General features: G+C 58.5%; 10 protein-coding genes. 8 read left to right on the top strand and 2 right to left on the bottom strand.

The features are described from left to right. The first annotated feature begins 267 nt into the window (after positions 1 to 267). The 8 genes from AB6T85_RS19420 (at position 268) to AB6T85_RS19385 (ending at position 14,582) form a co-directional block, all read left to right on the top strand. Positions 268 to 4,368 (top strand): BapA/Bap/LapF family prefix-like domain-containing protein, encoded by a 4,101-nt coding sequence (locus AB6T85_RS19420; RefSeq protein WP_369896402.1) that lies wholly within the window; start codon positions 268 to 270, stop codon positions 4,366 to 4,368. A gap of 73 nt (positions 4,369 to 4,441) precedes the next feature. Beyond that, a complete protein-coding gene (locus AB6T85_RS19415) occupies positions 4,442 to 5,794 on the top strand; it encodes a TolC family outer membrane protein (RefSeq protein ID WP_253459848.1) in 1,353 nt (450 codons plus the stop codon). A 25-nt stretch (positions 5,795 to 5,819) separates the two neighbouring features. Beyond that, the gene (locus tag AB6T85_RS19410) at positions 5,820 to 7,970 is read left to right on the top strand and encodes a type I secretion system permease/ATPase (RefSeq protein WP_301730493.1); all 2,151 of its coding nucleotides are present in this window, start codon (positions 5,820 to 5,822) and stop codon (positions 7,968 to 7,970) included. Next, positions 7,967 to 9,136 (top strand): beta-barrel domain-containing protein, encoded by a 1,170-nt coding sequence (locus AB6T85_RS19405; RefSeq protein WP_253459854.1) that lies wholly within the window; start codon positions 7,967 to 7,969, stop codon positions 9,134 to 9,136. The genes AB6T85_RS19410 and AB6T85_RS19405 overlap by 4 nt, the downstream gene beginning before the upstream one ends. 531 nt (positions 9,137 to 9,667) lie before the next feature. Further along, positions 9,668 to 10,780, top strand: coding sequence for a porin OmpC (ompC, locus tag AB6T85_RS19400; RefSeq protein ID WP_301251905.1), 1,113 nt, complete (start codon positions 9,668 to 9,670; stop codon positions 10,778 to 10,780). Positions 10,781 to 11,129: 349 nt separating this feature from the next. Beyond that, a complete protein-coding gene (gene apbE, locus AB6T85_RS19395) occupies positions 11,130 to 12,176 on the top strand; it encodes an FAD:protein FMN transferase ApbE (protein ID WP_369896401.1) in 1,047 nt (348 codons plus the stop codon). Between the two features lie 40 nt (positions 12,177 to 12,216). Further along, positions 12,217 to 12,861: a DNA oxidative demethylase AlkB gene (alkB, locus tag AB6T85_RS19390; protein WP_253459863.1), complete on the top strand. Its 645-nt coding sequence runs from the start codon at positions 12,217 to 12,219 to the stop codon at positions 12,859 to 12,861. 71 nt (positions 12,862 to 12,932) lie between these two features. Beyond that, positions 12,933 to 14,582 carry a multidrug ABC transporter permease/ATP-binding protein gene (locus AB6T85_RS19385; protein ID WP_253459866.1) on the top strand — a complete coding sequence of 550 codons (1,650 nt, stop codon included), beginning with the start codon at positions 12,933 to 12,935 and terminating at the stop codon, positions 14,580 to 14,582. Positions 14,583 to 14,650: 68 nt separating this feature from the next. On the opposite strand, the gene AB6T85_RS19380 is transcribed toward AB6T85_RS19385, so the two are convergent. Then, a complete protein-coding gene (locus tag AB6T85_RS19380) occupies positions 14,651 to 15,448 on the bottom strand; it encodes a 4'-phosphopantetheinyl transferase family protein (RefSeq protein ID WP_369896400.1) in 798 nt (265 codons plus the stop codon). Between the two features lie 69 nt (positions 15,449 to 15,517). Then, complete coding sequence (locus AB6T85_RS19375; protein WP_125288215.1) at positions 15,518 to 15,724, bottom strand: hypothetical protein; 207 nt, start codon at positions 15,722 to 15,724, stop codon at positions 15,518 to 15,520. Positions 15,725 to 16,021: the final 297 nt, after the last annotated feature.

Genomic DNA, 16,021 nt, shown 5'->3' with positions numbered 1-16,021 from the left:
TCGGGCCGAATCTCGGTTATGGCAAAGAGTGGTACTGTTTTTTTTTGCCGGCGAAATAAAATCCTCGCCTTGTCGTTAGCATTTTTTTTGGAAATTTTTTTTACCATTAGCCTTGTTGTGGATTATTTTGTAAATCCAGAAAGCACCGGGTCTGGCCTGGCACCTTTTTTGAGGCGCTGGCCGCTGCATGTCCGCTTTAAGTAAAGTAAATCTTTACTTTTACGCGGCGTCACTTTACTCATTTAACTGGTGCACAAGGGGATTTTTATGGCGTATTCAGGCTCAGGCCGCGTCAATATCGTGTCGCTGGCAAGCGGTGAAACACTGCTCGTCGAAAACGATTCACAGGCTTACACCCTCAGCGAACCCAGTATCGTCACCTTACAGGGCGCGCCTTCTCAGGTTTCTGCCTGGCAGAGGCAGGGCAGCGATTTGATCCTGCATCAGGATGGCGGCGTCTCGCGTTTTCAGCAGTTTTTTAGTACCGATCCACAATCGCAAAGCCAGCTGATTTTTCAGGATGGCGCTACGCAGCAGCAGGCGCTGTTCGCAAACGAAGCAGATGAGGCTGAAACAACCGTCACACTGACGCCGACGCTGGCTGCGGTGCCGGCAGCCGTCGAAACAGTGGATTCCACGCTGATTGTTAACAATATGGCCGTGCCTGTTGATAGCGTAGCAGCGGCCGTCACCACCACTCCCACAACGCCAACGCCAACGCCAACGCCTGGCACCGGCGCTGTTACCGCAGAAGCCTCGACCACACTGCCGACGCTGACCATCAATCCGGTTTCTGGCGATGACGCGGTTAACTATAAAGAGGGCGTTTACGGCGTCGAAATTACCGGCACCAGCACGCAGCTGGCCTCCGGCACGCGGGTAGAGCTGACGCTGGATGGTAAAACCTGGTCCGGCTACGTCAATAACAACGTCTGGTCGGTGCAGGTTGGCGACAGCGATCTGGCGGCGATCAAAGACGGCAGCTACACCTTTTCCGTCAGCGCCACCGACGCCAGCGGCAACAGCGTCAGCGCCACGCGCGATCTGCTGCTTATCAGCCACTACAACAGCAGCATCCCGCTGGTCACCACCGATGAGCTGACGCTGGCCGACGTGACTTATCAAAACGGCGAGCCGATCTACACCGTGACCGGTACGATGCAAACGCCTTTTCCGCTGACCATGTTTGCCGTTAAAGGCGAGATCGAGAGCTATCGTACCGGCACGCTGAATGCGGACGGCAGCTGGAGCGTGCAGCTCACTTCCCAGGATATCCATACTCAGCATGGGCAAAACGCGCTGGTGCTGGGCGTGCAGGACGGCGCGGGCAACTGGTTCGAGCAGCAGATTTATGTTACCACCGATTTGGAGACGCCGGTCGGCACGGGCGGCGGTGGCGCGGAAGTGCCGGTTCCTGTTCCGCCGGTAGAAAACCCAACGGACGGTACGCCGCCGGATAACCCAGGCACCACGCCGCCGGAAACGGGCGGCGGCGCGACCGCTACGCCGAAGCCAACTATTGCCGTACCTTTCGGCGATGGCTGGCTGAATCACGATGAGAAAACCCATAGCGAAACGCTGAGCGGCACCACGGGCGTGACGGGCAGCGGTCAACAGGTAGCGATCAATATCAGCGGCAGCCGCTATCAGGCAACGGTGGCGGACGACGGTAAATGGAGCCTGGCGCTGACCTCCGCCCAGCTGATGGGCACTGATTTCTCTACCGGCAAGCACTGGATTAACGTCTACGCCACTAATGCCGAAGGCGAAAGCGGGAAGACCGGCGCCTACTTCTTTACCGATATCAGTACGCCGCATGTCAGCGTCGATACGCTGTCGAACACGGATATCAACCTGAATAGCGCCCGGCAAAACGGCCTGGCCTTTACCGGCACGGGCGATGCGGGCGACGGACTGACGCTGACGCTGGGCACCCAGACCTGGCAGACCCTGGTCGGCTTCGACGGCACCTGGCGGGTAGACATCACGCCGCAGCAGGCGCAGCAGCTGCAATTGGGCAACTATACGCTGAAAGCCAGCGTGACCGATCCGGCGAAAAACGTTGGCACGGAGACACAGGATATTACGTTTTACAACGGCGCGGTGACGCCCGCTGCGGCTGTTGACAGTGTTTCCGCCGACGATGCCGCCGCAGCCGCAGCCGCAGCCGCGACCGCCGGGCAGGCGATCCCCGCTGCCCAGCCTGAAGCAGACAGTAGCGGCGTGCTGCTGGCCGCCACCGCCGTGCCGCATCCCACTATCAATACGCCTTTTGGCGATGGCTGGCTGAATCGCAGTGAAAAGCTTGACGGTCAGGCCCTGGTCGGCACGACCGGCGCGATCGGCAGCGGCCAGACGGTTACGGTGAATATCAACGGCGTGGACTACCAGGCCGCGGTGACCAACGATGGGAACTGGCGTCTGGATCTGAATACCGAAACGCTGCTGCACAGCGAATTTAATACCGGCAAGCGCTGGATCACCGTGACCGCCAGCAACGCGGAAGGCGAAACGGGTAGCACCCAGGCTTACTTCTTTACCGACGTCAGCACGCCGCAAACGGCTATCGACACCCCTGCTGACGGGACGCACATCAATCTCAACCAGATCGCCGAAAATTATCTCTTTACCGGCACGGGCGATGCGGGCGATGCGCTGACCCTGACGCTGGGCGCGCTGACCTGGCACACCACGGTCGGCTTTGACGGAACCTGGCAGGCGGCGCTGACGCCGCAGCAGGCGCAGCAGCTGACCGCGGGCGACTACACGCTACAGGCCACGATTTCGGACATGGCGAAAAACGTTGGCTCCAGTTCGCTGGCGCTGGACTTTTACAGCGGCAGCACGTCGCCGACCGTCACCATTAACAGCCTCTCCGACGACAACCGCGTCAATCTCAACATCCTTACCGATGATTACGCCATCAGGGGAACCGGCGAGGTGGGGGCCAGGGTTACCGTGTCCATCGGCTCGCTTGCACTCGGCTCGGTTATCGTAGGGCAGAACGGCGAATGGACAACCTGGCTGTACGAGAACGACGCTAAGCAGCTGACCGCCGGTAATACCACGATACTCGCCAGCGTGCAGGATTCGGCCGGGCATGAACACAGCGCGTCGCTAAGTGTGGAGCTTTATGCGGCGGACGTGCAGCCAACGCTGACCATGGATACGGTGGAAATCAACGATATCGTTGATTACGCCAACTATCAGAATGATGTCCAGCTGCACGGCGACAGCTGGGGTCTGCATACGGACACCGAAGTTACCATTACCCTGGCCGACAAAACCTATACTGGCTATGTCTACGCCAATCACTGGATGGCCACGATCCCTTCAGCGGATATAGAGGCGACGGCGGACGGCTACTATAACCTTAAGGTCAGCGTTGAAAGCGCGGGCGGCAATGCCAGCGCCAGCCGCGACGTCCTGCTGCTGTCGCATTTTCACAGTAGCGATCCCGTGCTGACGTTTAACGCGCTGACGCCAGAAGATGTTGTTTATCACGACGATAATGCTTACTACCTTATCAGCGGCACGGTGACCGAACCGCTCCCCGTAGACAAGCTGTCGTTTTATGGCGGCGAGCTGCTTAATTACTATGATATCAACGTGGCGGCGGACGGCACTTTCACATCCGAGGTGCCGGTAAGCGAATACACCTCCATTTCTTCTACGCCTGGCTTCTACGTCTCCTATCAGGACGCGGCGGGCCATTGGTATGAGACGCGGGATAGCGTCACTCTGCCGGATGCGCCAGCCACAGTAGAAACGGCCGATCAAAGTACGTTTAGCCTGCTTGCGGAGGCTAATCCCCTGGATGACGTTAGTCACGCCAGCGCCACGGATGCGCACGAGAGCAGCGCGGCAGCCGTAACGGAAAGCGGCGCTACCGGCGGCGAACCGGCCGTAGCCAGCCACGTCGAAAGCGTTGCTCCCACCGCTGGCACCGAGGGCAATGACACCTTTACGCTCTCCACGTTGAATCTGCTCAGCAATCTGAACGGCGGCGCCGGTCACGACACGCTGGTGCTGGGCGGTGCGCACGAAGCGCTGGATTTCGCCTCGCTGGGCCTGAAGATTGGCAGCGTTGAAACGATCGACCTCGGCACCTCCGGCAGCAACAGCCTTACGCTGGGGCAAAAGGATCTGCTGGCGCTGACCGACAACGCCAGCGAGGCGCTGACCATCAAAGGCGCGGACGGCAGCGCGGTGACGCTGAGCACCGCCGAAGGCGGCGTCTGGAACGAGGCCGGTATGCAGACGATCGCCGGTCAGCAGTTTGATCTCTATCACAATTCCTCCGCAAGCCATGAAGGCACGCTGGCGGATGTCTTAATTCAACATAATCTACAGGTACAGACTGCCTGACGTAACAGGCCGGCGCGGGGTTGCCGCACCGGCCGTTTTTTCACCAAAAAGGAAGAAGGAAGAGAGGACCAGGATGAAGAAAGTGTGGGTATCTTTGTGCCTGGCCGCGCTGTGCGGCACCGTGGGACAGAATGCGCTGGCAGCAAAGCAGCAGAAAGTGGAATTTAACTGGCGTGCCGCTCCCACCGAGGAGCAAATCTCAACGCTGACGCTACGTGAAGCTATCCTCCGGGCCTTTGCCCGCAACCCAAAAATCTCCGAGGCCGCCGCGCAAATCCGCGTGGGCGAGGCCGATCTGGATGCCGCCGAAAGCGCCTGGTATCCGCAAATTTCCCTGGCGGCGACCGGTGGACGATCGCACACCACCGACTCCTCCGGCAGCCTCAACAACAACGGCTCTGGCGGCATTACCCTCAGCCAGCTGCTGTATGACTTTGGCCGCACCGGCGGCGCTATTGACGAACAGCATCACCTCTCTGAAGCCTATCGCTTCGCCCTTTACGACACCATGACCACGGTGGCGCAGGATACGCTACAGGCCTATTTGCAGGTCAAACGCTACCGGGCGCTGGTGGAGGCGGCCAAAAACAACGTCGCCTCGCTGGAACATGTCAAGGACATCGCCCATATGCGCGCCGACGCGGGGTTAAGCTCGCAGTCGGACGTGCTACAGGCGGAAACCCGCATCGCCGGGATGCACGCGACGATGGAGCAGTACCGCGCTTCAGAACGCTCTGCGCTGGCGCAGCTGACGGTGCTGACCGGCGTGGTGCCCAGCGCGCTGCCGGAGCTGCCGCAGTCGCTGTTGAATCAGCAGATCACGCTGGACAGGATCGCCTACGAAAAAAGCGCGGCGGTGCGCAGCGCGCAGGCCAAACAGGAAGCGGCGATCGAACGCGTTCGCCAGGCGTCCTCTAACCACTGGCCGACCATCAAAGTGCAGGCGGGCCGCACGCGTTATGAAAACGCCACCCGATCCTATTGGGACGATGAGCTACAGCTTCAGGTAGAAGCGCCGCTTTATCAGGGCGGTCTGGTCAACGCCAGAACCCGCGCGGCGGAAGGCGACCGCGAAGCGGCCCAGGCCGCCGTCGAACAGTCCAAGTTGGATATCAATCAGAGCGCCTCCACCGCCTATGCCGACATGATTGGCGCGCAGCAGCGCCAGACGGCAGGCGAGCAGCAGCTGAGCAGCGCCGCTCACACCCGCTCGGTTTACGCCGACGAATACAAATTAAATAAGCGCAGCCTCAACGATTTACTGAGCGTTGAGCAGGATGTCTTTCAGGCTGACAGCAGCCGTCTGACCGCGCTTTACGACGGCTGGGACGCCACCGTGCGCTACGCTTCCGCCGTCGACAACCTGCTGGATATTATGGGCATCGATCGTGAAGCCACCAGCGGACAAACCCTGCCATCGCTCTGATGCCAAACAAGATAAGGCCGTACTTATGACCAAAACCGCTAGTACTGAAAACTGGATTGACGCGATGCTGCGCGTGGCGGCGCGCTTTGGCAAACCGGCGGATGGCTCCACGCTGCGTCAGCAGATGCGCTGGTTCGAGCATCTGACGCCCGCGCAGCAGCTGGAACGGCTGGCGGGCCTGCTGGGCCTGCATCTGACCATGATGCCGCGCGATAAAATTCGCTGGCGGCAGGAGGTGACGCCGGTGGTGCTGATTATGGAAAACGGCAGCGTGGTGGTGGTGGAAACCATCGATACGGAGGGCAAAGCGCGCTACTGGCTGAGCGACGGCGGCGACGTGGTGCGGGAAAGCGAGCTGGCGCTGCTGCTGGCGCAAAGCCAGGAGCAGGTCGGCATTGTCGGCGTGGCGGCGCGCGGACGCGACGCGCGCATCGACGAATTTGTGCAGCCGTACAAAAAGCACTGGTTCTGGGAAAACTTTCGCGGCATGGGCCGCCGCATCATGGAGATTTCGCTGGCTTCGGTGGTCGGCAACGTGCTGGCGCTGGCCGGCATCCTTTTCTCCATGCAGGTTTATGACCGCGTGATCCCGGCGCAGTCGGAGCCGACGCTGTGGGTACTGTTCGCCGGCGTGCTGATTGCCGCCGCCATCGAATATGTGATTCGTTTGATGCGCACCCAGGTTTCGGATCTGATGGGAAAGCGCATCGATCTGAAAGTTTCCTCCATGCTGTTCGCGCGTGCGATGAATATTCGCAACGAAGCGCGGCCAAAATCCACCGGGTCTTTTATCTCGCAGCTGCGTGAAATCGATCAGGTTCGCGAGCTGCTGACCTCGACTACCGTGGGCGCGGCGGCGGATATGCCTTTTGTGATCCTGTTTTTATGCCTGATGGGCTTTATCGGCGGCCCGCTGGTGATTATTCCTCTGCTGGCGATCCCGCTGATCGTTATTCCGGGGCTGCTGGTACAGTTCCCGATGGCGAAGCTGGCGAAAGAGGGGCTACGCGAGGGCGCGCTGCGCAACGCGGTGCTGGTGGAAACCATCGAAGGCATCGAGGACATCAAATCCTTACAGGCGGAACCCTATTTCCAGCGGCAGTGGGAGCAGACGCATGAGGTCAGCGCCACCATCGGCATGCAGCAAAGGCTGTGGGGCGCGAGGCTGACCGGCTGGGCCTCGACGGTGCAGCAGCTGACCTATGCCAGCATGTTGGTGTTCGGCGTTTACCTGGTGCTGAACGGCGATATCACCACCGGGACGCTGGTCGCCAGCAGTCTGCTCTCGTCGCGCACTATCGCGCCGCTGATGCAGCTGACCATGGTGTTTTCGCGCTGGCAACATGCCAAAACCGCGATGGCGGGTCTGGATGAGCTGCTGAAAAAACCGCTGGATCAGCCGGAAGAGGGCGAAATGGCGCACTGTCCGACGCTGACCGGCCATTACGATCTGCGCGGCGTGCAATACAGCTACGATGAGGAAAACGTCAAAAACGTGGTGACCATCAACCAGCTGCAAATCAAGCCGGGCGAGCGCGTGGCGATCCTCGGCAAGGTCGGCGCGGGGAAATCCACGCTGCTGAAGCTGCTGGCCGGGCAGGCGCGGGCAACGCAGGGCAAAGTGATCGTCGACGGCGTGGACGTTCAGCGCATCGATCCGGTAGATCTGCGTCGTCAGCTGGGCTGGCTGTCGCAGGACTCGCGCCTGTTTTTCGGCACGCTGCGGCAAAACCTGATGCTGGGCAATCCGCACGCCAGCGAGCAGGAAATGCTCCAGGCCCTGAAGGTCAGCGGCGCGCTGAGCCTGGTGCAGCAGGATGCGTCCAGCCTTGACCGTATTATCAACGAGGGCGGGCGCGGCCTGTCCGGCGGGCAGCGGCAAATGGTGATGCTCAGCCGCATGATCCTGCGGCAGCCGCAGGTGGTGCTGATGGACGAGCCGACCGCCTCGATGGATGAAGCGCTGGAAGAGTATGTGATCCGGCAGATGCAGGGCTGGCTGTCGGGCCGCACGCTGGTGCTGGTCACGCACCGTCCGGCGCTGCTGAAACTGGTGGACAGAATTATCGTTATGGATAACGGGCGCATCGTGGCGGACGGCCCGCGCGATGATATTTTACGCGCCGCCGCCGCGCAGACGGCGAAGCAAACCGGCGGACAGGGGGACGCAGCATGAGCCTGATACTGATCGACCGCAGCCTGAAACGTAACGAAAAGCGCACCTCGGCTATTATCTGGCTCTGTACCGCCGCGCTGGTGATCTTTTTTGTCTGGGCGCACTTCGCCATTCTGGACGAGGTCACGGTCGGCACCGGTAAAGTCACGCCGTCCAGCCGCGCGCAGATTATCGACAGCCTGGACGGCGGCATCGTCAATCAGCTGAACGTGCATGAAGGCGATATCGTCGAAAAGGGCCAGGTGCTGGGCCGTCTCGACCCCACGCGCTTTCAGTCCAATTTTGGCGAGGCGGCAGCTAAAGCCCGTACGCTGCGCGCCTCGGCGGAACGACTGCGTGCTGAACTGACCGGCGCGCCGCTGGCGTTCAGCGCTGAAACGCTCAAGGAGCCGGAGCTGGTGGCGCGCGAGACGCAGCTTTTCCAGTCGCGTCGGCGCAACCTCACGGAAACGGTCAGCAACCTTACCCAGTCGATGAAGCTGGTGCAGGACGAGCTGCGCATGACCGAGCCGCTGGTGGCGAAAGGCGCGGCGGGGCAGGTGGAGGTGATCCGGCTGCGTCGGCAGATTAGCGATCTGCGCGGTAAGATCGACGAGGCAAAAAATGATTACGCGGTACGCGCGCGCGAGGAACAGGTTAAAAACAATGCCGATCTGGATGCTCAGCTCCAGGTACTGACCGGTAAAGAGGATCAGCTGACGCGCGCCACGCTCTATTCGCCGGTGCGCGGCATCGTCAAAGATATCCAGGTCACCACCGTCGGCGGGGTGCTGCAACCGGGCGGTAAGCTGATGGAGATTGTTCCGCTGGAGGATCAGCTGCTGATTGAAACTCGCATCAACCCGCGCGATATCGCCTATATCCGTCCGGGATTGCCTGCGGTGGTCAAAATCACCGCCTACGACTCTTCTATCTACGGCAATCTGGATGGCGAAGTGGAGACGGTTTCGCCGGATACGCTGCAGGACGAGGTTAAACGCGACCAGTATTACTATCGCGTTTACGTACGTACGCAGAAAGCGGAGCTGGTCAATAAGGCCGGCAGAAAATTCCCTATCGTGCCCGGCATGGTGGCAAACGTTGAAATTAAAACCGGCCAGAAATCCGTCATGGATTACCTGGTTAAGCCGCTGAATAAGGTTAAAGAGTCGCTGCGCGAAAGATAATTACTTACGCCGCTGAATAGTGAATGAAATAAACTTTTATCATTCGCCGTTCAGCGGTTTTTTTTGGCCTTAATTATAACCGTAGAAACAGCGAGGCGTTCTGCAGATAGCGGCCATAAAAAAAGCCGAACACAAGGTTCGGCCGAAAAATAGGGTAAAACAAAACATTCGGGGTGAATGAAGGTAATAATGAAATAAAATGATGATAGCCCGGTTATTATAAACCAAAATGCTACGCCTTTTTATCATTCAGTGCTCACACAAGTAACATTACATAACCATATGAATCTTCAAAGATTAGCTATTACTTGACATTACGTGCGTTATTTTTTATCACTGCGTGCGGCCGTAAAGTTCCCGGTTATTATCATTTTGTAATATTTGAATTACAAAATGAAACACATTCGGAAATTTAGTAGCATTTTCTTTATAGATTATTACTGTCCGCGCTCTACCATGAGGGTGCCGACTGAATTTTCGACGTTCAGCACGCAGTGGTAAATAAGGCATATAACAAGAGGGTAATACAAAATGAAACTTCGCGTTCTCTCCCTGGTCGTTCCGGCCATGCTGATCGCAGGTTCTGCCGGCGCGGCAGAAATCTACAATAAAGACGGGAACAAGCTCGACCTGTTTGGCAAAGTAGACGGCCTGCACTATTTCTCTGATAACGATGGCTCCGATGGCGACCAGTCTTATCTGCGCTTCGGCTTCAAGGGCGAAACCCAAATCAGCAACGAGCTGACCGGTTACGGCCAGTGGGAATACCAGGCGGCGCTGAACACCACGGAAAATGAAGGCACCGCAGACAGCTACACGCGTGTTGGCTTTGCCGGTCTGAAATTCGGCGATGCGGGCTCTCTGGACTATGGTCGTAATTACGGCGTGGCTTACGATATCGGCGCATGGACCGACGTGCTGCCGGAGTTCGGCGGCGACACCTACGGCGCGGACAACTTTATGTTCCAGCGCTCCAGCGGCCTGGCGACCTACCGCAACAACAACTTCTTCGGTGCGGTTGAAGGCCTGAACTTCGCTATCCAGTATCAGGGCAAAAACAACAGCGGCACCGAGCTGGACGGACGTGACGTGCTGGCGCGCAACGGCGACGGCTGGGGTTTGTCCACCACTTACGATCTGGGTTCCGGCTTCGGTATCGGCGCGGCGATGTTCAGCTCTGACCGCACCAACGAACAGAACAATAACACCAACGGCATTCTGGGTAACGGCGACAAGGCAACAGCCTATACCGGCGGTCTGAAATATGATGCTAACAACATCTACCTGGCGGCGATGTATACCCGTTCTTACAACGCAACCCGCTTTGGCGACAGCAGAAGCGACGACAGCATCTACGGTTACGCCAACACGGCGGATAACTGGGAAGTGGTGGCGCAGTATCAGTTCGACTTCGGCCTGCGTCCGTCTTTGGCGTTCGTCAGCTCTCGCGGCTCCGATATCGAAGGATACGGCACGCAGAACCTGAAAAAATATGTGGATGTAGGCGCGACTTACTACTTTAACAAAAACATGTCTACCTACGTTGACTACCAGATCAACCTGCTTGATGACAACAACTTTACCGACGCTGCCGGCATCAACACCGATGACGTAGTAGCGCTGGGCTTAGTATACCAGTTCTGATTTACGCGGGAGCGCGCCATGCGCTCCCGCTTCTTAACTCTTCGCCGTTTCCCTGCGCTTAGCGTACCTCCCTGACCACTTTCTCAGCGAAAACGTGGACGATTGAGCTGTCTGGTATGCGTCTGCTTGTAATGCTTGTAGCCTGAAAAGATAATCAGCGCGAGACAGACGAAAGGCAGCAGAAAGTAGATCATAAAGACCTCCATTATTGCGGCAAAGCGCCGCGGTAAAGTGGGTTCAATGGGTATACTGAGTAGCATCCGTCAGAAGATCAACCCCGCCTGGTCCGGCGCCATGCTGCATTTTCACGCTTTCAGGACCAAAACTATTGCAGGGAAATTTGCGTAATATGAAGAAGAAATGGCTGTACTATCCTGTTATGGCAGCATTTATCCTGCTTTCCGGCTGTGACCGTCATCGTGAAACCGTTGGTGCGTCAGCCATGGTGCTGGAAGGACGCACTATGGGAACATTCTGGAGGGTTAGCCTCGCCAACGTTGACCCCGGCCTGAAAGAAAATCTGCAAAAAGCGGTACAGCAGCAGCTGGATAATGACGATCGGGAGCTGTCGACCTGGAAAGCCGATTCGGTGCTTTCGCGCTTTAATCAGTATCGCGGCAGCGACCCGCAGCCGGTCAGCGACAACATGGCGGACATCGTCACTCTGGCGCTGCGCATCGGCCAGAAAACGCACGGCAAAATGGACATCACCGTCGGGCCGCTGGTCAATTTGTGGGGATTTGGGCCGGTTAAGCAGCCTGCCACCGTGCCGACGCAGGCGCAGATTGCGGCGGCGCGCGCGCTGACCGGCCTGCAACATCTGCGCGTTATCCAGCGCAGCGAAGGGGCTTATCTGCAAAAGGATCTGCCGAATCTTTATGTCGATCTGTCCACCATGGGAGAAGGGTTCGCCACCGATCATCTGGCGCGCCTGCTGGAAAAAGAAGGGATTAACAACTATCTGGTTTCCGTCGGCGGCGCGGTGCTGACGCGCGGCAAAAACGCCGAGGGCAAGGCGTGGAAAGTAGCGATCCAGAAGCCTACCGATAAAGAAAACGCGGTGCAGGCAGTAGTGGATCTGCAGGGGCACGGTATCAGCACCTCCGGCAGCTATCGCAACTATTATGAGCTGAACGGCAAACGCATTTCGCATGTGATCGATCCGACCACCGGCGAGCCGATCCAGCACAAGCTGGTTTCCGCAACGGTGATCGCGACCACCGCGCTGGAAGCAGACGGTTGGGATACCGGCCTGATGGTGCTTGGCGAAGAGCAGGCGAAGGCGCTGGCGCTGCGCGAACAGCTGGCGGTTTATCTGATCGTGAAGCAGGGCAACGGCTTTAGCAGCTGGATGTCGCCGCAGTTCAGCGCCTTTCTGCTGCCGGAAGCGCAGTAGCGGCATTTACTCACGGGCAACGGCCCGCTAAGGAGCCATTATGCTGGACTTATTTAGTGAAGAAGCGCCCTGGCTGGAGCCGCTGGCGGAAGGCGCGGCTATCCTGCGTCGACGCGCGCGGGACGAGGCGGCAGCGCTGCTGGCGCTGGTTGACGATATCGCCGCGCAGAATCCTTTTCATCACCGCATTACGCCGGGCGGACACCGCATGTCGGTGGCGATGACCAACTGCGGCGATTTCGGCTGGTCGACGGACGCGCGCGGCTATCAGTACAGCGAATACGACAGCGTTAGCGGCCAGCGCTGGCCGGCGATGCCGGATCGCTTCCATCAGCTGGCGGTGGCCTGCGCGGAAGAGGCCGGTTTTCCCCATTTTCAGCCCGATGCCTGCCTGATTAACCGCTATGCGCCGGAGGCGAAGCTCAGCCTGCATCAGGACAAGGACGAACAGGATATGCGCCAGCCTATCGTCTCTGTTTCGCTGGGCCTGCCCGCCGTGTTTCAGTTTGGCGGCTTCGAGCGAGGCGACGCGGTGCAGCGCGTGCTGCTGGAGCATGGCGACGTGGTGGTATGGGGCGGGCCGTCGCGCCTGCGCTATCACGGCATCCTGCCGTTAAAAGCGGGCAGCCATCCGGCCACCGGCGCATTTCGCTATAATCTGACCTTCCGGCGCGCTTTTCGGTAAACGAGAATTATTATTGCTATCGTCCCGCTTCTCATTAAACTGCAGGCTGCTCAGAATAATGGGATAGTGTCATGGAGTTGCTTCGCGTCGTTTACCGCCAGTATCGCTGGCCTTTTGTGCTGGTTATTGGCCTCAGTTTGCTGAGCGCCGCGCTCGGTATCGGGCTGATCGCTTTTATCAACCGCGAGCTGATTGTTTCGCTGAACGCCGGTACCTGGCTGCTGCCTTCTTTCCTTGGGCTGCTGCTGCTGCTGATGGCGGTGACCCTGGCCTCGCAGCTGGCGCTGACGCTGCTTGGCCACCATTTTGTTTATCGGCTGCGCGGTGAGTTTATTCGACGCATTCTGGATACGCAGATCGAACGTATCGAACAGATCGGCAGCGCCCAGCTGCTGGCCGCGCTGACCAGCGACGTCCGCAGCATTACCCTTGCCTTTGTGCGCCTGCCCGAGCTGATCCAGGGCGTGATCCTGACTTTAGGTTCGGCCGCTTACCTGGCGTGGCTGTCGCCGAAAATGCTGCTGATCACTACCCTCTGGCTGACCATCACCATCGTCGGCGGCTGGCTGCTGGTCTCCAGAGTCTATCGCCATCTGGCGAAGCTGCGCGAGCTTGAAGACGCGCTTTACGCCGACTATCAAACCATTATCGAAGGGCGCAAAGAGCTGGCGCTTAACCGCCAGCGCGCGCAGCAAATTTACGAGACGGTTTATCAGGAAGACGCTCGAGCATATCGTCACCATATTGTGCGCGCCGATACTTTCCATCTCAGCGCGGTGAACTGGTCGAATATCATGATGCTGGGCGCCATCGGGCTGGTCTTCTTTATGGCTAACGGTCTGGGCTGGGCGAATACGGCGGTAGCGGCGACCTATTCGCTGACGCTGCTGTTCCTGCGCACGCCGCTGCTTTCCGCCGTCGGCGCGCTGCCTACGCTGCTGAGCGCTCAGGTTGCCTTTAACAAGCTCCACACCTTCAGGCTGGCGGCTTACCAGGAAAGCTTTGCGCAGCCCGCCGCCGCGCGTGCGTGGCAAACGCTGGAGCTGCGTGACGTGGTGTTTCATTATGGCGACGGCGGCTTTGCCGTCGGCCCGATCGACATGACGCTGAAACGCGGCGAGCTGGTCTTTCTGATCGGCGGCAACGGCAGCGGTAAATCCACGCTGGCGATGCTGCTGACCGGCCTTTATCAGCCGGTATCCGGGCAGATCCTGCTGGACGGCGTGCCGGTGGCGGCAACGGAGATGGCGGACTATCGACGCCTTTTCTCCGCCGTCTTTACCGATGTTCACCTGTTTGACCGCCTGATCGACGCCAGCGGCGAACCGGCCGATCCGGCTCAGGTACAGCTGTGGCTGGAGCGCCTGCATATGCAGGATAAACTCAAGCTTGAAGGCAACCGGGTGCTGAACCTTAAACTGTCGAAAGGGCAGAGCAAGCGTCTGGCGATGCTGCTTGCTACGGCGGAGCAGCGCGACATTCTGCTGCTGGACGAATGGGCCGCCGATCAGGATCCGCATTTCCGCCGCATCTTCTACCGCGAGCTGCTGCCGTGGCTGAAAGAGATGGGCAAAACCGTTGTTGCCATCAGCCATGACGACCACTATTTTCTGCACGCCGACAGGCTGCTGGAAATGCGTGAAGGCAAACTAAGCGAGCTGATCGGCGAAGCGCGCGATCAGGCTACGCTGGATGCGGTAAAACGCACCGGCACCGACTAGCCTGCCGACGCCGGCTTGCCGTCACTCAGGCTGGCTAAAAAATGGATAAGCCAGCCTGAGGCTATGGCTTAATAAGGGCCAGTGGGCGTATTGGCCGCCTGCGTGACGATGACCCAGCTGGTCAGCTGCCCTTCAGCCAGCGCCACGCGGCCGGTAAACAGCGTGCCGACGGGAAAGCCTGGCGATAAGGCCCGGTTCAACCGCAGCGTGACGTTGGTCAGTCCGGCCCGGCAAGCGATGATTTCCGCCTCGTTGAAATGCATAAACTGGCGGAAAAGCGGGAACAGCGCCTTATACAGACTCTCCTTGAGGGAAAAAGCGGCGGTGAGCGCGGTCGCGAACGGCACGCCGCTGCTCTGTAAAATGCCGTGTTCGCGCTCGTTAATAATCATCTCACGCATCTCTTCCGCCGCTTCGGGCCGCATAATCTCTTCGCAATCCACGCCGGGCTGCTTTCCCGTCACCTTATCGGCCAGCAGGAGGCTGATGCAGGCGCGGGTATGCGAAAGGGAACCCGCTATTCCTTCTGGCCAGACCGGCGCGCGGTCGGCATCGTTAGTCAACAGGAAGTCGTCAAAGCCAAACTGACGCAGCGCTGCACGCACGCACAAGCGGCTGGCAAGGTATTCCGCCCGGCGTTTCGCCACGGCTTTATTCAGGTGAGCAGGGAAGGGCAGGCGATAGTCGGTGAACAGTTGGTCGCTGTAATAAGCCAGATCGTAGCGGGCCTGTACCAGCAGAACATCAGGATGTTCTGCCAGTCGGGAACTGACGGGCGCGGCTAAAAACCGATCTTTGGGTAAGGTGGCGCCCGACAAAATCGCCGGTTCGCTCTGTGCCGGTCTGTTGAGCCAATCAGAACGCATTTCTTCTGCCTGTTAATCAAAAAGAGGATTTAAGCAGGTTAGCGTACCGAGAGTAAAGCGCGGCGCAGGTTACTTGTTGGGAGGAATGTGCAGCCCTTTCAGTGAAACGACAAAGTGCTTATTGCCGCGGGAAATCTTCGCGCCGCGATCGCACCAGTGGCTGGCGAATCGAAAAAAATCATCGCTGTCAATGTCATAGGCCAGTTCAACCTTGCTGATACCGGACTGCAGCATCTCTTCAGCGTCCCTGTAATTTCTTGCCTTAATGATTGCCATTGGGTTACCTGTTACTGCCTCAAAAAGTGTAGGGTCAGCCTATGTCAAGAAGATGACAGTTTTGTTGCAGCGTCTGGCTTTAAGATTAAGGCTAATGCCAACCGGGCCGGCAAGAAGTGTGCTTTATGACGGAAGCACTTTCGTAGAGGCTTTCTGGTCAACGCATTGAAGATAAATTAGCGACTTTTTAATGATTTATAATTGGCCTCAGGATCGCAGCGCGCTGAAAATGCTGGCCTGACACCTGACACCTGACACCTGACACCTGACACCTGACACCTGACACCTGACACCTGA

The sequence above is a fragment of the Erwinia aeris genome, from assembly GCF_041224955.1.
In the GTDB taxonomy this organism is placed as follows: Bacteria; Pseudomonadota; Gammaproteobacteria; order Enterobacterales; family Enterobacteriaceae; genus Erwinia; species Erwinia aeris.
This window is presented reverse-complemented; position numbering and strand designations above follow the sequence as displayed.

Excerpts from the sequence above, each read along its gene's own strand:
- AB6T85_RS19420 (WP_369896402.1), top strand. The coding sequence starts at position 268 with ATGGCGTATTCAGGCTCAGGCCGCGTCAATATCGTGTCGCTGGCAAGC.
- AB6T85_RS19415 (WP_253459848.1), top strand. The coding sequence starts at position 4,442 with ATGAAGAAAGTGTGGGTATCTTTGTGCCTGGCCGCGCTGTGCGGCACC.
- AB6T85_RS19410 (WP_301730493.1), top strand. The coding sequence starts at position 5,820 with ATGACCAAAACCGCTAGTACTGAAAACTGGATTGACGCGATGCTGCGC.
- AB6T85_RS19405 (WP_253459854.1), top strand. The coding sequence starts at position 7,967 with ATGAGCCTGATACTGATCGACCGCAGCCTGAAACGTAACGAAAAGCGC.
- ompC (WP_301251905.1), top strand. The coding sequence starts at position 9,668 with ATGAAACTTCGCGTTCTCTCCCTGGTCGTTCCGGCCATGCTGATCGCA.
- apbE (WP_369896401.1), top strand. The coding sequence starts at position 11,130 with ATGAAGAAGAAATGGCTGTACTATCCTGTTATGGCAGCATTTATCCTG.
- alkB (WP_253459863.1), top strand. The coding sequence starts at position 12,217 with ATGCTGGACTTATTTAGTGAAGAAGCGCCCTGGCTGGAGCCGCTGGCG.
- AB6T85_RS19385 (WP_253459866.1), top strand. The coding sequence starts at position 12,933 with ATGGAGTTGCTTCGCGTCGTTTACCGCCAGTATCGCTGGCCTTTTGTG.
- AB6T85_RS19380 (WP_369896400.1), bottom strand. The coding sequence starts at position 15,448 with ATGCGTTCTGATTGGCTCAACAGACCGGCACAGAGCGAACCGGCGATT.
- AB6T85_RS19375 (WP_125288215.1), bottom strand. The coding sequence starts at position 15,724 with ATGGCAATCATTAAGGCAAGAAATTACAGGGACGCTGAAGAGATGCTG.